Annotated in this window: 21 protein-coding genes; 9 read left to right on the top strand and 12 right to left on the bottom strand. The window is 70.6% G+C overall.

Annotated elements, in window-relative coordinates; all coding sequences use genetic code 11:
- Positions 1 to 4: 4 nt before the first annotated feature.
- The 5 genes from HUT10_RS31855 to HUT10_RS31835 all read left to right on the top strand — a co-directional run bounded on the left by HUT10_RS31855 (position 5) and on the right by HUT10_RS31835 (position 3772).
- A complete protein-coding gene (locus HUT10_RS31855) occupies positions 5 to 556 on the top strand; it encodes a DUF3558 family protein (RefSeq protein WP_176174574.1) in 552 nt (183 codons plus the stop codon).
- Positions 557 to 652: 96 nt separating this feature from the next.
- Positions 653 to 1156, top strand: coding sequence for a hypothetical protein (locus HUT10_RS31850; protein ID WP_176174573.1), 504 nt, complete (start codon positions 653 to 655; stop codon positions 1154 to 1156).
- Positions 1157 to 1158: 2 nt separating this feature from the next.
- The gene (locus HUT10_RS31845) at positions 1159 to 2604 is read left to right on the top strand and encodes a hypothetical protein (protein WP_176174572.1); all 1446 of its coding nucleotides are present in this window, start codon (positions 1159 to 1161) and stop codon (positions 2602 to 2604) included.
- 47 nt (positions 2605 to 2651) lie between these two features.
- Positions 2652 to 3398, top strand: a complete 747-nt coding sequence (locus HUT10_RS31840) for a PhzF family phenazine biosynthesis protein (protein WP_176174571.1) — start codon at positions 2652 to 2654, stop codon at positions 3396 to 3398.
- Positions 3398 to 3772 carry a YccF domain-containing protein gene (locus tag HUT10_RS31835; RefSeq protein ID WP_176174570.1) on the top strand — a complete coding sequence of 125 codons (375 nt, stop codon included), beginning with the start codon at positions 3398 to 3400 and terminating at the stop codon, positions 3770 to 3772. The genes HUT10_RS31840 and HUT10_RS31835 overlap by 1 nt, the downstream gene beginning before the upstream one ends.
- Here HUT10_RS31835 and HUT10_RS31830 read toward each other — a convergent pair.
- On the bottom strand, positions 3769 to 4569 hold the full coding sequence (locus HUT10_RS31830) for a metallophosphoesterase family protein (RefSeq protein ID WP_176174569.1): 801 nt from the start codon (positions 4567 to 4569) through the stop codon (positions 3769 to 3771). The genes HUT10_RS31835 and HUT10_RS31830 overlap by 4 nt on opposite strands.
- A gap of 37 nt (positions 4570 to 4606) precedes the next feature.
- Positions 4607 to 5401, bottom strand: a complete 795-nt coding sequence (locus HUT10_RS31825; protein WP_091318495.1) for an HAD-IIA family hydrolase — start codon at positions 5399 to 5401, stop codon at positions 4607 to 4609.
- A gap of 191 nt (positions 5402 to 5592) precedes the next feature.
- On the opposite strand from HUT10_RS31825, the gene HUT10_RS31820 reads away from it, so the two are divergent.
- Positions 5593 to 7374, top strand: coding sequence for a multicopper oxidase family protein (locus tag HUT10_RS31820; protein ID WP_176174568.1), 1782 nt, complete (start codon positions 5593 to 5595; stop codon positions 7372 to 7374).
- A gap of 9 nt (positions 7375 to 7383) precedes the next feature.
- Here HUT10_RS31820 and HUT10_RS31815 read toward each other — a convergent pair whose 3' ends face one another.
- Genes HUT10_RS31815 through HUT10_RS31795 form a run of 5 tightly spaced genes read right to left on the bottom strand, consistent with a single transcriptional unit; the run spans position 7384 to position 10994 of the window.
- A complete protein-coding gene (locus tag HUT10_RS31815; protein WP_176174567.1) occupies positions 7384 to 8451 on the bottom strand; it encodes a sulfate/molybdate ABC transporter ATP-binding protein in 1068 nt (355 codons plus the stop codon).
- Positions 8448 to 9215 (bottom strand): ABC transporter permease, encoded by a 768-nt coding sequence (locus tag HUT10_RS31810; protein ID WP_176174566.1) that lies wholly within the window; start codon positions 9213 to 9215, stop codon positions 8448 to 8450. Before HUT10_RS31810 ends, HUT10_RS31815 begins: the two co-directional genes overlap by 4 nt.
- A gap of 58 nt (positions 9216 to 9273) precedes the next feature.
- Positions 9274 to 10080, bottom strand: a complete 807-nt coding sequence (gene modA, locus HUT10_RS31805; RefSeq protein ID WP_176174565.1) for a molybdate ABC transporter substrate-binding protein — start codon at positions 10078 to 10080, stop codon at positions 9274 to 9276.
- A complete protein-coding gene (locus tag HUT10_RS31800) occupies positions 10077 to 10481 on the bottom strand; it encodes a molybdopterin-binding protein (RefSeq protein WP_176174564.1) in 405 nt (134 codons plus the stop codon). The genes modA and HUT10_RS31800 overlap by 4 nt, the downstream gene beginning before the upstream one ends.
- A 33-nt stretch (positions 10482 to 10514) precedes the next feature.
- Positions 10515 to 10994, bottom strand: coding sequence for a MarR family winged helix-turn-helix transcriptional regulator (locus tag HUT10_RS31795; RefSeq protein ID WP_176174563.1), 480 nt, complete (start codon positions 10992 to 10994; stop codon positions 10515 to 10517).
- 138 nt (positions 10995 to 11132) lie between these two features.
- On the opposite strand from HUT10_RS31795, the gene moaA reads away from it, so the two are divergent.
- From moaA to HUT10_RS51905, 3 genes are all read left to right on the top strand, one after another.
- On the top strand, positions 11133 to 12140 hold the full coding sequence (gene moaA, locus HUT10_RS31790) for a GTP 3',8-cyclase MoaA (RefSeq protein WP_176174562.1): 1008 nt from the start codon (positions 11133 to 11135) through the stop codon (positions 12138 to 12140).
- A 10-nt stretch (positions 12141 to 12150) separates the two neighbouring features.
- Positions 12151 to 12402, top strand: a complete 252-nt coding sequence (locus HUT10_RS31785; protein ID WP_176174561.1) for a MoaD/ThiS family protein — start codon at positions 12151 to 12153, stop codon at positions 12400 to 12402.
- Between the two features lie 992 nt (positions 12403 to 13394).
- Positions 13395 to 14036, top strand: coding sequence for a transglycosylase family protein (locus HUT10_RS51905; protein ID WP_176174560.1), 642 nt, complete (start codon positions 13395 to 13397; stop codon positions 14034 to 14036).
- Between the two features lie 457 nt (positions 14037 to 14493).
- Here HUT10_RS51905 and HUT10_RS31775 read toward each other — a convergent pair whose 3' ends face one another.
- The 5 genes from HUT10_RS31775 to HUT10_RS31755 form a co-directional block, all read right to left on the bottom strand.
- The gene (locus HUT10_RS31775; protein ID WP_176174559.1) at positions 14494 to 15414 is read right to left on the bottom strand and encodes a molybdenum cofactor biosynthesis protein MoaE; all 921 of its coding nucleotides are present in this window, start codon (positions 15412 to 15414) and stop codon (positions 14494 to 14496) included.
- Positions 15411 to 15881 carry a cyclic pyranopterin monophosphate synthase MoaC gene (moaC, locus tag HUT10_RS31770; RefSeq protein ID WP_091318516.1) on the bottom strand — a complete coding sequence of 157 codons (471 nt, stop codon included), beginning with the start codon at positions 15879 to 15881 and terminating at the stop codon, positions 15411 to 15413. The genes HUT10_RS31775 and moaC overlap by 4 nt, the downstream gene beginning before the upstream one ends.
- Before the next feature lie 9 nt (positions 15882 to 15890).
- Positions 15891 to 16511 (bottom strand): hypothetical protein, encoded by a 621-nt coding sequence (locus HUT10_RS31765; RefSeq protein WP_176174558.1) that lies wholly within the window; start codon positions 16509 to 16511, stop codon positions 15891 to 15893.
- Positions 16512 to 16518: 7 nt separating this feature from the next.
- Positions 16519 to 17907: an NAD-dependent malic enzyme gene (locus HUT10_RS31760; RefSeq protein ID WP_176174557.1), complete on the bottom strand. Its 1389-nt coding sequence runs from the start codon at positions 17905 to 17907 to the stop codon at positions 16519 to 16521.
- 107 nt (positions 17908 to 18014) lie between these two features.
- Positions 18015 to 18194 carry a hypothetical protein gene (locus tag HUT10_RS31755; RefSeq protein WP_176174556.1) on the bottom strand — a complete coding sequence of 60 codons (180 nt, stop codon included), beginning with the start codon at positions 18192 to 18194 and terminating at the stop codon, positions 18015 to 18017.
- Positions 18195 to 18266: the final 72 nt, after the last annotated feature.

Raw genomic sequence — 18266 nt, 5'->3', positions numbered from 1 at the left:
GAGCGTGACCCGAGCAGTTGTCCTCCGAGCCGTCCTCACTTCGGCGACTTTGGTGCTCGTGTTGAGCGCCTGTGACAGCAAGGTGGGGGGTACGCCGCAGGCTGCGAACACGCCTTCGGGCAGCGCCTCGCCGACCAAGCCGAGCGGCACCGGTGACAACCCGTTCACGGGCCTGAGCCCCTGCACGATCATCGACCAGGTCATGGCGGGCGAGGGGTTCCCGGCGGCGGCTCCCGGCACCGTGGACCGGGAACGAAGCTGCGCTTCGAACAAGCCGGGTGACGCCAACGTCGGCGTTGCCCTCCAGGACAACACCGGGTACGACCAGGGCATCCCCGACCCGTCGAAGGCTTCGCGCGGTCACGTCGGCGCCCGGAACGCGATCATCGAACGCGGTTCGATCGGCGCGGCGGGCCAGTGCACGATCTCCATCGAGGTCAAGCCGAATTCCCGCGCGCTCGTTTCGGTCTCCGGCAACGACACGACCGAACAGGCCTGCGACCGGGTCACCGCCATCGCGGTGAAGGTCGAGAAACTGCTCCCCCCGAACACCTGAGCCGCAGCCCACGAGTGACCTACGTCCGGCTGTCGCCCCTGCCGCCGGCCGCCGGTCACTACTACAGTAGGTCGTGGGCACCCAGAGTGTTGTTCGATGGGAGGGGAACCTGACGTGAGCTCGGGCGCGAGTTTCAGTGACCAGCCGATCGCCGCACCGGCCTCCGGCGACGCAGGGTCGAACTTCCTTTCCGGCCTCCTCAACACCCCGGCCGACCCGGAAGGCGCGAAGCGCCTCAACGAGGGTGCCGCAGGGCTGAAAAAACTGGCCATGGACGGCGGGTTCGCCATCAACCAGGCCGGGCTCGACAAGTACACGAAGGTCTGCGACGAGTTCATCGACGGTTACCGCGGAATCGAGTACGAGCTCGAGGTCCTCGCCTGGAAACCCCGGATGGGCTCGAGCGAGTACGCCGAGCAGGTGGCTCAGTTCAACGTGAAGGTCGCGGCCGGCGACGAGCAGTCACTCGTGCCGAACCTCGAGCTGCTCATCAAGGGGTTCCAGCAGGTCAAAGAAGCACTGGCGATCGCTCGCAAGAACTATCGCGAGACCGAGGACGCCCACGCCCAGACCTTCGCCAAGCTGCGCGGGAGCGAGTGACGATGGCTCAAGAGCACGCTGGACACCGGCAGTACGAAGGCGACTTCTACGCCGAGACGCAGCAAAAGCTCCAGCAGAACGTGCACCACTTCGGCGCCGAAGACCAGGGCGACGCTCGCGAGGGCGTCGTACCGCAGACCCAGAACCAGGCGGCCCAGTACTCGGTCGAGCAGGGCAAGGTGCTCCTGCACAACCAGGCGACCCGCGGCGACGCGCCCGCACCCGGCCAGAACTACCCGGCCAGCACGCACGAGGACCTGTACAACATGGTCCACGACAACATGGACCCGAAGGACCTCGACGACCGGGGACGGCTGGCCAACCGGATCGGCAACTGGCTGGCCGACGTCTCCAACGCCGCGACCGACGCCGTCAACTCCAGTGAAATCCAGTGGCAGGGCTCCGGTGCCGCGCAGGCGCACAGCTTCTTCCAGAACACCGCCACCTACACGAGTGATACCGCCAACGCCGCCCAGCTCAGCTCCAACCGGTACTCGCAGCAAGCCGCCGCTGCTGATCATGCTCAGAAGAACATGCCCGAACCCACCGGGTTCAACCAGCAGACCGAAATCGACAAGGCGACCAAGCAGTACCTGGCCGGTGACGTCGCCGGGGCGACGCAGACCATGAACAACGTCGCCGCCAAGCAGCAGCAGGCTGATGCCGCTCATCAGCAGGCCGTTCAGGTCCTCCAAGACCTCGACTCCACCTACCACGAGACCGCCAGCACCCAGCCCACCTACACCCCTCCTCCCCAGCTCGGGCAGGGGGACTCCACCTCCGCCAGCGGGTTCCACGGCACCAGCAGCGCCGGCTTCACCGGCACCCCCGCCATCGGCGGCGGAACCGGAAGCGGCCCCGGCGGCACGACCGGCACCTTCGTCCCCGGAGGACCAGGACCGGGCAGCCCAGGCGGTCCCGGACCCGGCCCCAACCCGCCCGGCTACGTCCCCCCGGGCACCAGCAGCGGGACCGGCACCTTCAGCGGCAACACCAACTTCCGCTCCGCCCCCGCCGCCGGCACCTTCGGGCGTGTCACCCCCGACGGCCTCGCCATGCCCGGGACCACCGGCGCGGGTGGCACATCCGGTGGCGACATCACCCGCGGCAAGGGCATCGGCTCCGGCCGCGCCGGCACCGGGTTCGCCGGGTCACGCGTGTCCGGCAACGCAGGCAGCAGCACCGGCTCAGCCCCCAAGGAAGGCGAAGGCGCCAGGACCGGCAGCAAACCCGGCGAACGCCTCGAACGCGGCGCAACCGCAGCCGCCGCCGCGAAAGGCAAGGGGGGCAACGCGGCCAGTGCCCCTGGCGCCGCCGGTAAGAAGAAAGACGACGACAAAGAGCACAAGAACAAGTACGCCGTCGACGAAGATGTCTTCGACCTCAAGACCGAGCGCGGGCCCGATGGCGAAAAGGTCGTGCGGCCCACCATCGGGGACACCACCTAAGGGACAGACCCGAGGGAAACCCGGAAAGCCACAGCTACATTGGTGGCATGCGCTTCTTCATCGTCGACGCCTTCACCGACCGCGCCTTCGCCGGGAACTCCGCCGGGGTCGTGCTCCTTGACGAACCCGCCGATCCGGCCTGGATGCAAGCCGTCGCCGCTGAAATGAAGCACGCCGAGACCGCTTTCTTCGTCACCACAACGAATTCGCTGAGGTGGTTCACGCCCGCCGTGGAAGTTGCCCTCTGCGGGCATGCCACCCTCGCCGTCACGCACGTTCTCGGCGGCGCGCAGACCTACCTCACCAAAAGCGGCGAACTCCGCGCCACCGCGAAAGACGGCTGGGTCGAGCTGGACTTCCCCTCCGACCCGCCGCGGCCGACCGACGACGACCTCTCCGGGATCCTCCCCGGCGTCGAGATCGAGTACACCGGCCGCGGCGTCGAAAACCTCTTCGCCGTCGTGAAAGACGCCGAGACCGTGCGTTCCCTCGAACCCGACCTCGGCAAGCTCGAGGACACCTGGACCGGACGGCTCCTGGTCACCGCGCAAGGCGACGAAACCGACTACGTCAGCCGCTTCTTCGCCCCCGGCGTCGGCATCGACGAAGACCCGGTCACCGGCTCCGCGCACTGCATCCTCTCGCCCTACTGGTCCGAGCGCATGAACCGGAAAGAACTGACCGGCGAACAGGCTTCGTCACGCGGCGGGATCGTCAAAACCCGGCAGGACGGCGACCGCGTCCACCTCGCCGGCCAGGCCGTCACCGTCCTGAGCGGGGAGTTGCACGTCTGATGCGCACCCTGCTGAACATCATCTGGCTCGTCCTGTGCGGCTTCTGGATGGCCGTCGGCTACCTGATCGCCGGCGTCATCTGCTGCGTCCTGATCATCACCATCCCGTTCGGGCTGGCGTCGTTCCGGATCGCGCGCTACGCCTTCTGGCCGTTCGGGCGCACGGTCGTCGACCGGCGGGACGCGGGCGCCGCCTCGTGCGTCGGCAACGTCATCTGGTTCGTCTTCGCCGGGTGGTGGCTGGCGCTCGGGCACGTCTTCACCGGCATCGCGCTCTGCATCACGATCGTCGGCATCCCGCTCGGCATCGCGAACTTCAAGCTGATCCCGGTCTCGCTCGTGCCGCTCGGCAAGGAGATCGTCGAGATCGCCTAGGACTCCGGGGAGAACGGCAGCTCGACCACCAGGCACGGCCCGCCGACGAACAGGCCGCCGTCGACGCCGAGGGCCTTGCCGCCCGCGTACAGGAACGGGCCCTCGATCTGCGTCGGGTGGATGCCCAGCTGGTCGGCGATGACGCTGTGCCCGTGCACGATCCGCGACCCGCCGAGCGCGTCCATCAGCTTCTGGGCGTTCTCCTCGCCGTCCGGGCCGCGGAACGCGTACCGCGTGGTCATCCGGCGCCAGACGTCCCACCACGCCTCGATGTCGCTGCCCTCGAGGATGTCGCGAGCCGCCTCGTTGATCTCGTCGATCGACGAGCCCCAGTCGAGGTACTCGAGCGTGTCCGAGTGCAGCAGCAGGTGATCGGCGGCGACGGCGGCCAGCGGGCGCGCGGTCAGCCACTCGATGTGCTCGGGGGTCAGCCGGTCCTGGTCCGACAGCAGGCCGCCGTTGATCTCCCAGCTGCGGGCGAAGCTGCGCGGGCCGAAGTCGGACGGCACCGGCTCGTCGCCGAAGTGGTACATCCCCAGCGCCAGGATCTCGTGGTTGCCCAGCAGGGTCTGGACCTGGCCGCCGGCCTCGGCCGCCTGCGCTTCGAGCCGCATGACCAGGTCGATCGCGCCGACGCCGTCCGGGCCGCGGTCGACGAAGTCGCCGAGGAACCACAGCTGGTCCTCGCCGCCGGACCAGTTGTCCTCCTCGTCGACCAGGCCTTCGGATCTCAGCGCGTCGGCGAGTTCGTCACGGTGCCCGTGGACGTCGCCGACCACGTACGTCGACTTGCTCATCCGCTGACGATATGCCCTGCGGCCACCCGGTCGGCGATCAGCCTTCTCCGAACGGGTCCCCGGTTCGCCCGATCAGGTCGGCGACCGAGTCGATCACCATGGTGGGCCGGTACGGATAGCGTTCGGCCGACTCCGGGGTGGATATGCCGGTGAGCACCAGGATGGTCTGCAGCCCGGCCTCGATGCCCGAGTGCACGTCGGTGTCCATCCGGTCGCCGATCATCAGCGTCGACTCCGAGTGCGCGCCGAGCCGGCGCAGCGCCGAGCGCATCATCAGCGGGTTCGGCTTGCCGACGTAGTACGGCGAGCGACCGGTGGCCTTCTCGATCAGCGCCGCGACGGACCCGGTGGCCGGCATCGAGCCCTCCAGGCTCGGGCCGGTGGCGTCGGGGTTCGTCGCGATGAACTTCGCGCCGCCCTCGATCAGCCGGATCGCGCGGGTGATGGCGCTGAAGCTGTACGTGCGGGTCTCGCCCAGCACGACGTAGTCCGGGTCGCGCTCGGTCAGCACGTAGCCGACCTCGTGCAGCGCCGTCGTGAGGCCCGCTTCGCCGATGACGTACGCCGAGCCGTTCGGCCGCTGCGACGAGAGGAACTTCGCGGTGGCCAGCGCCGAGGTCCAGATCGACTCCTCGGGGATGTCGAGGCCGGTGCGCTCCAGCCGCGCCCGCAGGTCGCGCGGGGTGTAGATCGAGTTGTTCGTCAGCACCAGGAAGTCGATGCCGTTCGCCTTCAGCTCGGCGAGGAACTCGTCGGCCCCCGGGACGAGGTGCTCCTCCTTCACCAGGACGCCGTCCATGTCGGAGAGGTACGTCCACCGGCGTTCGTTCATGGTGGGAGAACCTATCACGCGGGCGAGACACCTGCGTGATACACCGAAAAGGGCTACCATCGGAATTACCGGTAACGCGAGGGGAGTCGCGCGCCCGGTCACAGAGGGGGTTCGGGGGAATACTTTTCGACGTCGACGGCGTGCGCGCCGCCGCGCCATTCTTCCTGCCCCCGAACAGAAGGGGGATAATCATGACCGAAATCATCGAGCGCCCGGCGGCTGCCGGGCCGATCACCGCGCCGAACTGGGGACTCACCAAGTTCCTCGACCCGCTGCCGGTTCCGCCGGTGTTCCGGCCGCGCGGCCGGGAATTGATCACCATTCCGATGGTCGCGAAGCGGCAGCGGCTGCACTCTGAATTGCCCGAAAGTACGTTGTGGACGTACGCAGGTCATTTCCCGGGCCCGACGATCGAAGTGCGCAGCGGCCGGAAGCTGCGGATTTCGTGGTCGAACGAAATCGACGGCGAGTTCCCGCTCGTGGCCGTTCAGGGGCCGCTCGCGGACGCACCGGCCAGCCGCCCCGGCCGCGAGCTGGACAAGAAGGACTACTCGATCGTCGAGGGCGTCGCCGACCTGCCGGCCTGGACGGTCGTGCACCTCCACGGCGCGCGCACGAACGCCGGCAACGACGGCTGGGCGCACAACGCCGGCCTCACCGGGACGGCCCAGCTGGCCGAGTACCAGAACCGCCAGCAGGCCATGCCGCTGTGGTACCACGACCACGCGATGGCGATCACCCGCTTCAACGTCCACACGGGCCTGGCCGGGATGTACCTGATCCGCGACGACGAGGAGGACGCCCTCCGCCTGCCGCACGGCGACCGGGAGGTCCCGTTGATCATCACCGACCGGAACCTGGACGTCGACCCGGCCACCGGCGCGCTCACCGGGCAGCTGCTGTTCAAGTTCCCGTTCATCCCGCCGTCCGGCCCGGCGATCCCGTTCTCGGGCCCGTTCAACCTGGTCAACGGCGTGATCTGGCCGCACCTGGACGTCGAACCGCGGTGGTACCGCTTCCGGCTGCTCAACGCGGCCAACTCGCGGTTCTACACGCTGAACCTGGTCGACGAGAACAACGCGGGAGTCAACGACGCCGTCCGCCTGATCGGCACCGACGGCGGCCTGCTGCCCGCGCCGGCGCCGCTGCCGAACGGCGGGCTGACCGTCGCCCCGGCCGAGCGCTTCGACGTCCTCATCGACTTCAGCCGCTTCAAGGGGCAGAAGCTGAAGCTGCGCAACGCCGACCCGCGGCTGGGCGTGGTCGAGCCGGACCTGATGGAGTTCCGGGTGGCCGGCGGCCCCGAGCACGACGGGTTCACCCTGCCGGAGAAGATTTCGACGTCGTACGTGCGGCTGCAGCACGGCACGACCCTGCCGGAGGACCACGACCACGTCTGGGTCGCGCTGCTGTTGAACAAGGCGGGCCACCCCGAGCTGTGGGACCTCGAGCAGGTCGAGGCCGACCCGGGCGGCGAAGGGATCATCCAGGTCCAGGACCCGAACGGCGGCCTGAAGACGTTCCGGATGGTCGGGCGGATCTTCGACGACACCACCGGCATCTTCATCGACCACGACCGGTGGGCGGTGTGGAACATCCTGCACGTCGCCAACGGCGGCCCGGCCCACCCGATCCACATCCACCTGACGGAGTTCCAGGCCCTGTTCCGGCGGCGCTTCACGACGACGTTCGACCAGGCCACCGAGCGGACGACGGCCCCCATCGACGGCTTCACCGACGTCCCGCTGGAGAAGTACGAGGAGGGCTGGAAGGACACGATCATCGTGAACCCCGGCCAGTGGGTGAGCGTCGCCGGGCGGTTCGGGGGCGGCACCGGCGAGTTCATGTACCACTGCCACATCCTCGACCACGAGGACGAGGGCATGATGCGGCCGTTCGTCGTGCACCCGCCGGCGGTGGCGAAGTTCCACGTCCACCCCGGCGGCGGCCACCACCACGACGACGCGGCCTGATCCCGCCGGTCAGGAGGCCGCGGCCGGGTGCACCGCCACGGTCGCGGCCTTCACCGACAGCGTCACCGCCGAGCCGGGCTCCAGCGCGAGCTCGGCGACGGCGGCCGGGGTGAGGTCGGCGGTGAGGCCGTGGGCCCAGCCGTCGCCCTCGGCCCGGAGGCGGATCACCGGCCCGTGCGGCTCCAGGGCCGCGACGATGGCGTCGGCGGTGTTGCGCGGGCTGCCGCGGTGCTCGCCGTCGTGCGGGTAGACCGCGACGGCGTTGGGCGGGAACACCGCCACCGCCGGCTCCCCCACGACCACGTCCGCCGCCGGGAGCCCGCTCACGACATCGCCCGAAGGCGTCCGCAGGCCGTCGGCGACCGCGGTGCCGGCGACCAGGTTGAGGCCGGCGATCCGCGCGGTGAACGCCGTCCGCGGGGCTGAAAGCACGTCCCGGGTGGGACCGCGTTCGACGATCCGGCCCTCGTTCAGCACCGCGACGTGGTCGGCGAGCGCGAGCGCGTCCAGCGGGTCGTGCGTGACGAGCACGGTCGTCGGCCCGGTCTTCAGCACCCGCCGCAGCAGGCCGCGGATCGCCGGGGCGGCGTCGACGTCGAGGGCGGCGAAGGGCTCGTCGAGCAGCAGCAGGTCCGGCTCGGCGGCCAAGGCCCTGGCGATGGCGACGCGCTGGGCCTGGCCACCCGACAGCTGCCCCGGCCGCCGGTCGGCCAGCGCGGCGGCGTCCACTTCGGCCAGCCAGTAGTACGCGCGCTCCCGGGCGGCGCGGCGGCCGGCGCCGGTCGAGCGCGGCGAGAAAGCGACGTTGTCCACTGCGGACAGGTGCGGGAAGAGCAGGGCGTCCTGGGAGAGCAGCCCGATGCCACGGCGGTGCGGCGGCACGCCGGCCAACGCGCGACCCGCCACCGTGATCTCCGCCGACGCCGGCGTGATCAGCCCGGCGAGGCAGCCGAGGACGGTCGACTTGCCGGAGCCGTTCGGGCCGAGCAGGGCGAGCACGTGCCCGGCGGGGACGTCGAGCTCGACGTCGAGGCCGAACGAGCCGCGCACGGCGGTGATCCGGGCGGTGAGGCTCACCGGAGGCCGCCTTCCCACGAGCGCGGCCGCGCGACGGCGATCACGGCCACCGCCACCACGATGAGCAGCAGGGAGAGCGCGACGGCGCTGTCGATGTCCACTTCGGCCTGCGTGTAGACCTCCAGCGGCAGCGTGCGGGTGACGTCTTCGAGGCTGCCGGCGAAGGTGATCGTGGCGCCGAACTCGCCGAGCGCGCGGGCGAAGCTGAGGACGACGCCGGAGCCGAGCGCGGGCAGCAGCAGCGGCAGCGTGACCCGCCGGAAGACGGTCCACGGGCGCGCGCCGAGGGTCGCGGCGACCTGCTCGTAGCAGTCGCCGGAGCCGCGCAGCGCTCCTTCGAGGCTGACCACCAGGAACGGCATCGCGACGAACGTCTGCGCGATGACCACCGCCGTCGTGGTGAACGGGACGGACTCCCCGGTCAGCGCGGTGATCAGCATGCCGAGGAAGCCCTTGCGGCCGAGCAGGTAGAGCAGCGCGAGGCCGCCGACGACCGGCGGGAGCACCAGCGGCAGCAGCACGATCGAGCGCAGCAGCCGGACCCCGCGGAAGCGGGCCCGCGCGAGGACGACGGCCAGCGGGACGCCGAGCAGCACGCAGGCCAGCGTGGACAACGCGGCGGTGAGCAGCGACAGCCGCAGCGCGTGCCACGACGACGGCGTGGCGATCAGCGACGGCAGCCGCGTCAGGTCCGAGCGCACCAGCAGGCCGACGACCGGCAGCACGACCAGCGCCAGCGCGACGGCGGCGGGGATGCCCAGCACCCACGGGACGCGCGAACGGGCGGCCGGGACGGATCCCGGCCGCCCGCCCGAGGAGCGCCTACTGCGCAGGGCCGAACCCGACCTTGGTCAGCTCGGTCTTGCCTTCGGCGCCGAGGACGAAGTCGTCGAACTCCTTGGCCAGCGCGCTCTGCCCGCCCTTGACCACGGCGATCGGGTAGCTGTTGACCGCCTGGGCGGCCTCGGGGAAGTCGACCTTGTCGACCTTGCCCGCGGCCGACGTCGTGTCGGTGACGTAGACGAGGCCCGCGTCGGCGTCCCCGGAGGCGACCTTGTTCAGCACCTGCTTGACGTCCTGCTCCTCGCTCTTCGGCTTGAGCGTGACGCCGGTGGCCGTCTCGACCTTCTTGGCCGCCGCACCGCACGGCACCTGCGGCGCGCAGGTGATCACGGTCAGGCCGGCCTTGTTCAGGTCCGCGAACGACTTGATGCCTTTCGGGTTGCCCGGGGCGACCGCGATGGCGAGCTTGTTGGTCGCGAAGACCGTCGGCTGGCCGTCGATCACGCCACCCTGGACGGCCTTGTCCATGTTGGCCTGGTCGGCCGAGGCGAAGACGTCGGCCTTCGCGCCGTTCGTCAGCTGCTGGACCAGGCCGGACGAGCCCGCGAAGCTGAACTTCACGGTCGTGCCCGGGTGCTTGGCCTCGAAGGCCTTGCCGAGCTCGGTGAACGACTCGGTGAGCGACGCGGCGGCGAACACGGTCAGCGTGCCGCCACCCGAGTTCGCGGCCCCCTTGGGCGCGGGCGCGGTGACCGACGCGCCGGGCTTCGTGCTGGGCTCGTCCGAGCTGCTGCAGGCGCCCGCGAACAGGGCGACGGCAGCCACGACGAGAGCGAGCTTCTTCATCTACTTCCTTCCGGTGTCTCCACCACGACGGTGGTCGCTTTGACCACGGCGACCGCGAGCACCCCCGGGCGCAGGCCCAGCTCGCGGACGGCTTCGGTACTCATCAGGGACACCACGCGGTGCGCCCCGCACTGCAGTTCCACCTGGGCCATCACCTTGTCGGCGATGACCTCGGTGACCAGCCCCACGAACCTATTGCGGGCCGACCGGCCGACCGCGGACGGGTCGTCGGGTGCGGCGGCCTGCGCCCTGGCGAACCCGGCGAGCTGGGCGCCGTCCACGACCTTGCGGCCGGCGGCGTCGTCGGTGGCGGTCAGCTGCCCCGAGCGCACCCACCTCCGGACGGTGTCGTCGCTGACCCCGAGCAGGCGCGCGGCCTCGGACAACCGAAATTGCGGCATGCCGAAGACATTATCTCCGCAGTTGAGGAAAAGCTACGCGGGACGCGAGTTGTCCATGACTTCGGCGCGGAGTTGTTCGAGGATGACGTTCTGATAACGCTCGATCGCTTTTCGCTCGGCCGGGGAAAACTGCGTGAGGACGTCACGAAGGGCTCCGAAGGCCGACTCGAAGAGCGGCGCGAAGCGTTCGGCGGCACCCGGGACCACCTCGACGAGGACCTTGCGGCGGTCCTCGGGGTCGCGCACGCGGCGGACCAGCCCGACCTTCTCCAGGCGGTCGACGACGCCGGTGACCGCGCCGGTGGACAGGCCGGTCAGCCCGGCGATCCGGCCCGCGGTGAGCGGCCCGTCGGCCTGGATGAGCAGGTCGAAGGTCTTGTGGTCGGTGCCGGACAGCCCCATCCGCTCGGCGATCCTGGCGTGCCGGAGGACGGTGAAGGTGCTGCCCTGGCGACCCAATTCCGCGAAGCGGAAGAGCTCCTCTTCGGTGACCGGGTAAGTCTTTTCCGTCACATGCCCTCGTTGGTTCGTCCGCTGAACAACTTACCGGGCAAAGTATCCCAGCACGCTCTTCCAAGAGCTACTCTGTGCGTAATGACAGCAGTGGATCTCGGGTTGCCTCGCGTCCCCGGCACACGAGGGTCATCTCGTGTGCCCCGGCCCGAGAACTCCCGCCTCATCGACACCTTCGGCCGGGTGGCCACCGATCTGCGGGTTTCCCTGACGGACCGGTGCAATCTGCGCTGCACCTACTGCATGCCCGCGGAAGGCCTCGACTGGATGCCGGGCGAGCAGGTGCTGACCGACGACGAGCTGGTCCGGCTGATGCGGATCGCCGTCGAGCTGCTCGGCGTCACCGACATCCGGCTCACCGGCGGGGAACCGCTGCTGCGGCCGGGCCTCGAGGACCTCGTCGCGCGGATCACGGCGTTGTCGCCCCGGCCTCGGTTGTCCATGACCACCAACGGGATCGGGCTCGCCAAGCGCGCGGCCGGGCTCGCGGCCGCCGGGCTGAACCGGATCAACGTCTCGCTCGACACCGTCGACCCCGAGCTGTTCAAGACGATCACCCGGCGCGACCGGCTCTCGCACGTGATCGCCGGCCTCGCCGCGGCGCGGGACGCCGGGATGGCGCCGGTGAAGGTCAACGCGGTGCTGATCCGCGGGCTCAACGAGTCCGAAGCCGTGCCGCTGCTGAAGTTCTGCCTCGACGAGGGCTACCACCTGCGGTTCATCGAGCAGATGCCGCTGGACGCCCAGCACGGCTGGAACCGCGGCGAGATGATCACCGCGGCGGAGATCCTTGCGATGCTGCAGGAGTCGTTCGAGCTGACGCCGGCCTCGGAGGCCCGCGGCGGCGCGCCGGCCGAGCGCTGGCTGGTCGACGGCGGCCCCGGCGACGTCGGCGTGATCGCGTCGGTGACCCGGCCGTTCTGCTCGGCCTGCGAACGGACCCGGCTGACCGCCGACGGCGCGGTGCGCTCCTGCCTGTTCAGCAACGACGAGACGGATCTGCGGTCCCTCGTGCGCGCGGGCGCGCGCGATGAGGAGGTGGCGGACGCCTGGCGGGCGACGATGTGGGGCAAGCTCGCCGGGCACGAGATCAACGACGCCGGGTTCGCGCAGCCGATCCGGCCGATGAGCGCGATCGGCGGTTGACGTGGCGACGATGACCATCGTGGTGCGGTACTTCGCTTCGGCACGGGCCGCGGCGGGCGTGGAAGAGGAGAAGGTGCAGCTGCCGGACGGGGCGTCGGTCGCCGACGCGGTCGCCGAGCTGGCCCGCCTGCACCCCACGTCGCTGCCGCGGGTCCTGGAGGCGGTCAGCTACCTGCTGGACGGCATCGCGGTCCGCGACCTGACCCGCCCCCTCCGCGACGGCGCCGAGCTGGACGTCCTCCCCCCGTTCGCCGGCGGCTGACGCTCCCGGACGCGCCGGCTCGCGTGATTGGCGGGTCGGCTCACGTGTTTGAGGGGTCGACACGCGTGATTGAGGCGTCGACACGGCGTGGCGGAGGTGTCGGCGCGTGTCGACCCTCGGATCACGCGTGTCGACCCTCGGATCACGCGTGTCGACCCTCCAATCACGGGTGTCGACCCTTCGATCACACGTGTTGCTCCGTCCGGCGCAGGCCCGGGACTTCGTACTCCCTGTAGAACCGTGACCGCTCGGGTACGGCGGCCGACCGCTCGCCGACCGGGTTTCCGGGACCCCGGCGTGGCGCGTCACCGATTCCGGGTGTTCGCGAGAAGCTGATTCCCGTTCGGCCACCACCCGTCCGGTGACCCGTTTGACCTGGTCCGTCGCCCTGCGTCGGTATCCGCGAATCGGGACGGCCGGTACCGGCGCTCCGACCGGGTCGGCAAACCGCACGAACAGGTGGGACTGCTGTGACTCTTGGGGCAACTGGGGCACGATTGTCAAGTCTGGCGCCGTCGCCGGAGCACCCATAAGATGCGCGCTCCAATCGCGATCCGGACGTCGCGAATGGCCCATTCGCGCCGCCGAACACGTGATGCAAGCCTCACGATCCGTGTTTTATCTCGGGGAGGAAACGGCCAGATAACGGCCGTCTGACCTGCACAAACATGCATATCGACAGGGGTTGCGTGTCGTTACTGTGACGTAGGTCACGCCCCGAATAATTTCCGATCACGGCGATCGTTACGTACCGTCGCTTTTCGGTTGGCCCCGACCGACCGACGCAAGACCGGGAATCCGTAGCGCCCAGCCCTGTCCGACGGAATCCCGGACCCATACCCCGAGCGAAAGCATTTCCGGACAGGGACGAGGGGACGACGAAGACGCGACGTGCGTCGGACTCGTCTGCCGGCCTGGGATGGCCGGCGCCAGGACCCCGATCCTGACCCGCACACCGGTTCGTAGGCGCTGGGAAACCGAGAAGCATCCAAATGTCTTACCGAGGCAAGCACCGCAAGATGTCCGCTGCCACCCGCACCGTCGCTCGCGTCGCCATCGCGGGCATCGCGGTCGGCGCCCCCCTCGCGATCGCCGCGACCCCCGCGTCGGCGACCAACTGGGACGCCATCGCGCAGTGCGAGAGCAGCGGCAACTGGAACACCAACACCGGCAACGGCTACTACGGCGGCCTGCAGTTCTCGCAGAGCACGTGGAAGGCCTACGGCGGTACCGGCAGCGCGGCGAACGCTTCCCGCGAGGAGCAGATCGCCGTGGCCGAGCGCGTCCTGCAGGGCCAGGGCATCGGCGCCTGGCCGGTCTGCGGCAAGAAGGGCGGCAGCGGTTCGTCGGCCCCCAAGGCCACCGGCAAGGTCACCAAGAAGGTGACCCCGAAGAAGAGCACCTCCGCGCCCGCCCCGAAGAAGGCGGCGGCCCCGGCTGCTGCCCCCGCGGCGACCGGCGTGAGCAGCTCCAACCCGGCCGGTGACTACACCGTCGTGGCGGGCGACACCCTGTCCAAGATCGCCAAGCAGTTCAACGTCCAGGGCGGCTACCAGAAGCTGCAGGAGCTGAACGCGAAGTACATCCCGAACGCGGACCTGATCCTCGTCGGGCAGAAGATCGCCACCAAGTGACGATCACGCAGTGATGCGCGAGTCCGGCCTCGAGCCGTGACCTGAAAGGGCTCCCACCGCCGATCCCCCGGGCGGTGGGAGCCCTTCACGCGTTCCACGGGTCCCGTCGGCGCGCCGGAACTGTCGGTCCCCGCCGGTAAGCTGGACACCGGGGGCCGGAGGCCAAGCCCGAGCCGGCGGCCAGAGGCGCCCGACGCGGCCGGATTCGCCACGCAGGCGCCCCCCGACACGGCCTCAGCCCTCTCATGGCGCGCATCGCCCGCTCAGGGCGCGCAAACCGCCCAGCGCGGCCGAACGGGGACAGGCCGACGCGAAGCACCCAGCTCTCCGGATCCGTGACGCGCCTTCCAGCGGGAGGTGCTCACCGGCCAGTCACGCCGACAATGCGCAGGCCCGCCCACGCCACGCCGCGCGAGCCGCCTCAGCAGCCCGTCCCGCCAGCTCGCCGCGGTCCGGCTTACGGCGAGTTGACCCACTCATCAGTGCCGTCGGTGAAGTGCTGGTGCTTCCAGACCGGCAGCCGCGCCTTGACCTCGTCCACCAGCTCCGAGCACGCCGAAAACGCCTGCCCCCGGTGCTCCGCCGCCACCGCGCACGCCAGTGCGACGTCGCCGATCGTCAGCGCACCCAGCCGGTGGCTCACCGCCACCGCGCGCACGCCGCTCCAGCGCGCCGACAAGTCCGCGACCACGTCGGCGATCACCTGGCCCGCGCTCGGGTGGCCCTCGTACGTCAGGTCGCGGACGCCCTTGCCGCCGTCGTGGTCGCGGACCACGCCCGCGAACGTCACCACCGCGCCCGCCGCGTCGTCCTCGACCAGGCGGGCGTGCTCCTCGACCGACAGCGGCTCCTCGGTCACCGCCGCCCGCACCACCCGCACCGCGGGACCCCCTGTGGCCGGCCGGGGGTGGTCGCCGCCGGCCAGCTGGTCCACCGCGTGCTCGAGCACGCCGTCCAGCACGCCGAGGCCGTCCTTGACGCCGCCGGTGGAGCCCGGCAGGTTCACCACCAGGGTGCGGCCCGCCACGCCCGCCACGCCGCGCGAGAGCACCGCCGTCGGCACCTTCGGCAGGCCGGCCGCGCGGATCGCGTCCGCCACGCCCGGCAGCTCGTGGTCCAGGACCGCCCGGGTGACGTCCGGGGTGCGGTCGGTCGGCGAGATGCCGGTGCCGCCGGTGGTGAGGACCACGGCGACCCCCTCGGCCAGCGCCGCCCGCAGCGCCACGCCCACCGGGTCGCCGTCCTCGACGACGATCGGCGCCGGGACGTCGTAGCCGCGGTCCGCCAGCCAGGCGGCGATCACCGGGCCGGTCTTGTCTTCGTAGACGCCCTTCGCGGCGCGGTTGGACGCCACGATCACGCGTGCGGTGCGCTTCACGGCCGCTCCCAGGTTCCGGTCTTGCCGCCGTCCTTGCGGAGCAGGCGGACCTCGTCCAGCGTCGCCGCCGGGTCGACGGCCTTGATCATGTCGTGCAGCGTCAGCCCGGCCACCGCCACCGCGGTCAGCGCCTCCATCTCGACCCCGGTGACGTCGGTGGTCTTCGCCGTCGCGCGGATGCCGACCTCGGCCTCGCCGAGTGCGAACTCGACCTTGACCCCGGAGAGCGCGATCTGGTGGCATAGCGGGATCAGCTCGGGCACCCGCTTGGCACCCATGATCCCGGCGATGCGCGCGGTGGCGAGGGCATCGCCCTTGGGCAGGCCGTCGGTGGCCAGCAGGCGGAGCACCTCGGCGGTGGTCCGGACGGTGCCGGCGGCGAGCGCGGTGCGCGCGGTGGCGGTCTTGCCGGAGACGTCGACCATCCGCGCGGCCCCGGTCTCGTCGACGTGGCTGAGTTCACTCACCTGCCGAGGCTACTTCCGCGGCCCGCGGTGGGGGTCGGCACCACCGGCGACGCCCGGCCGAGCCGCCTCGGGGTGCCACACCTCGGTGATCGTCGCGGTACCCGCGACCGGTGGCCGCTCGTGCATGGTGATCGAGTCGCCCGGGGTGAGGTGGCGCCAGCTCGGCGGGGTGAGCGGGGCGAGCCGGACCGCGCCCCGTCCACCCGGCTCGAGCTCGGGAGCGGACTCGACCCAGATCTTCGCGACGTGCAGGTCGAAGGCGGACCGGCCGATCGCCCACATCGGCCGCAGCAACCCGTCCCCGGGGATCGGGAGGCGACGGCCGCCGGCCTCGGGGGCGATCAGCCGGAGATCGGCCCGGATGACGCCGTGCCGGGTTTCCCACCCTCGCCACCGGCACCAGGCGACCCGGCGTTCGAGGTGCAGGTGCCGGGCGGCCTCCTGGAGGAGGTCCCAGTATTCGACGGTCTGCCACCCGAAGCCATCGACGTCCTCGAGGATGGCGAGCGCGAGGTCCCAGTCGTCGTCGCGGAGGCAGTCGAGGACGTCGGCGGCACCGAAGCCGGCAGCGCTCCGGGTGGTCTCGGGGACCAGCCCGGCGGCGCGCCGGAGAAGCTCGGCAGTGTCCACTCGGGGCTCAGCGCTCCGCGCGCACGGCCTTCCGCACGGCTTCCGCGACCGCCGGCGCCACGGCGCTGTCGAACACGCTCGGCACGATGAACGACGCGTTCAGCTTCCCGTTGTCCACCACGTCGGCGATCGCGTCCGCCGCCGCGAGCAGCATCGAGTCGTCGATGTTGTGGGCGTGGGCGTCCAGCAGGCCGCGGAACACGCCCGGGAACGCCAGGACGTTGTTGATCTGGTTCGGGAAGTCGCTGCGGCCCGTCGCCACCACCGCGGCGTGCTTCTGGGCCTCCAGCGGGTCGACCTCCGGGTCCGGGTTGGCCAGCGCGAACACCACCGCGTCGGACTTCATGGTCGCCACCTGCTCGGCGCCGAACAGGTTGGGTGCCGACACACCGATGAACACGTCCGCGCCCACGAGGGCCTCGTGCAGGGTGCCGCTGACCTGCTCCTTGTTCGTGTGCGAGGCGATCCAGGCCAGGTTGTCGTCGAGGTTGCCGCGCGCGGAGTGGACGATGCCGTCGATGTCCGCCGCGACGATGTCGCCCGGGTTCTTCTGCAGCAGCAGGCGGATGATCGCCGAGCCGGCCGCGCCGACGCCGCTGACCACGATCTTGCAGTCCTCGATGTTCTTGCCCACCACGCGCAGGGCGTTGCGCAGCGCCGCGACGACCACGATCGCCGTGCCGTGCTGGTCGTCGTGGAACACCGGGATGTCCAGCTGCTCGCGCAGGCGCTTTTCGATCTCGAAGCAGCGCGGCGCGGCGATGTCCTCGAGGTTGATGCCCGCGTACACCGGGGCCAGCGCCTTGGCGATCAGGATGATCTCTTCGGTGTCCTGGGTGTCCAGGCAGACCGGCCACGCGTCGACGTCGGCGAACTTCTTGAACAGCGCCGCCTTGCCCTCCATCACCGGCAGCGCCGCCGCCGGGCCGATGTTGCCGAGGCCGAGCACCGCGGAGCCGTCGGTGAGCACCGCCACGGTGTTGCGCTTGATGGTCAGCCGGCGCGCGTCCTCGGGGTTGGCGGCGATCGCCTGGCAGACGCGGGCCACCCCCGGGGTGTAGGCGCGGGAGAGGTCGTCACGGTTGCGGAGCGCGACCTTCGGCGTGACCTCGATCTTGCCGCCGAGGTGGATCAGGAACGTCCGGTCGGAGACCTTGCGGACCTTGACGCCGGGCAGCGAGTCCAGCGTCTGGGTGATGTCGTTCGCGTGGTTCTCCGACAGCGCGTTGGCGCTGATGTCGACCACGATCGAGTCGGAGTGCGACTCGACGACGTCGAACGCGGTCAGCACGCCGCCGACGCGCCCGACGGCGGCGGTCAGGTCACCGGCCGCCGTGACCGAGGCCGGGGCCTCCACCCGGACGGTGATCGAATATCCGGGACCGGGAACCGGCATGGCACTACCCCCGTGTGGGAAAGAAGGTGGGCTGGGACGGGAGGAAACCTACTCCCGTGACCGCCCTCACGAGGGCCCGATACCGGTACTGACCAGTAACTATGTGCTCAGCGGTTGATCTCGGTCTCGGGGTGCACGTAAGGCACGGTGTCGAGCGGGAAAGTGATGTCGCCGAACGGCGAAAGCGCGCCCTGGCGGTCGGACGCGAGCTCGGTCACCGGGTGCTCGCCGGCCTCGCCCGGCCAGGTCGGGTCGACGCCCTTGTGCTTCTTCTCACCCTTGGCCACAACGTCCTCCACAGCGGTGTCCGGTTCTCCTGGGACAGTCTGCCTGAGCCCCGCGGGCCCGGCGCAACCGCC

It is taken from the genome of Amycolatopsis sp. Hca4 (genome assembly GCF_013364075.1).
Taxonomy (GTDB): domain Bacteria; phylum Actinomycetota; class Actinomycetes; order Mycobacteriales; family Pseudonocardiaceae; genus Amycolatopsis.
The sequence above is the reverse complement of the archived record's forward strand: the minus strand, read 5'-3'. Positions and strand labels throughout refer to the sequence as shown.

What these genes read in the sequence shown, in the direction of transcription:
- HUT10_RS31850 (WP_176174573.1), top strand. Translation starts at nt 653, where the DNA reads ATGGGAGGGGAACCTGACGTGAGCTCGGGCGCGAGTTTCAGTGACCAG.
- HUT10_RS31845 (WP_176174572.1), top strand. Translation starts at nt 1,159, where the DNA reads ATGGCTCAAGAGCACGCTGGACACCGGCAGTACGAAGGCGACTTCTAC.
- HUT10_RS31840 (WP_176174571.1), top strand. Translation starts at nt 2,652, where the DNA reads ATGCGCTTCTTCATCGTCGACGCCTTCACCGACCGCGCCTTCGCCGGG.
- HUT10_RS31835 (WP_176174570.1), top strand. Translation starts at nt 3,398, where the DNA reads ATGCGCACCCTGCTGAACATCATCTGGCTCGTCCTGTGCGGCTTCTGG.
- HUT10_RS31830 (WP_176174569.1), bottom strand. Translation starts at nt 4,569, where the DNA reads ATGAGCAAGTCGACGTACGTGGTCGGCGACGTCCACGGGCACCGTGAC.
- HUT10_RS31825 (WP_091318495.1), bottom strand. Translation starts at nt 5,401, where the DNA reads ATGAACGAACGCCGGTGGACGTACCTCTCCGACATGGACGGCGTCCTG.
- HUT10_RS31820 (WP_176174568.1), top strand. Translation starts at nt 5,593, where the DNA reads ATGACCGAAATCATCGAGCGCCCGGCGGCTGCCGGGCCGATCACCGCG.
- modA (WP_176174565.1), bottom strand. Translation starts at nt 10,080, where the DNA reads ATGAAGAAGCTCGCTCTCGTCGTGGCTGCCGTCGCCCTGTTCGCGGGC.
- HUT10_RS31800 (WP_176174564.1), bottom strand. Translation starts at nt 10,481, where the DNA reads ATGCCGCAATTTCGGTTGTCCGAGGCCGCGCGCCTGCTCGGGGTCAGC.
- HUT10_RS31785 (WP_176174561.1), top strand. Translation starts at nt 12,151, where the DNA reads ATGACCATCGTGGTGCGGTACTTCGCTTCGGCACGGGCCGCGGCGGGC.
- HUT10_RS51905 (WP_176174560.1), top strand. Translation starts at nt 13,395, where the DNA reads ATGTCTTACCGAGGCAAGCACCGCAAGATGTCCGCTGCCACCCGCACC.
- HUT10_RS31760 (WP_176174557.1), bottom strand. Translation starts at nt 17,907, where the DNA reads ATGCCGGTTCCCGGTCCCGGATATTCGATCACCGTCCGGGTGGAGGCC.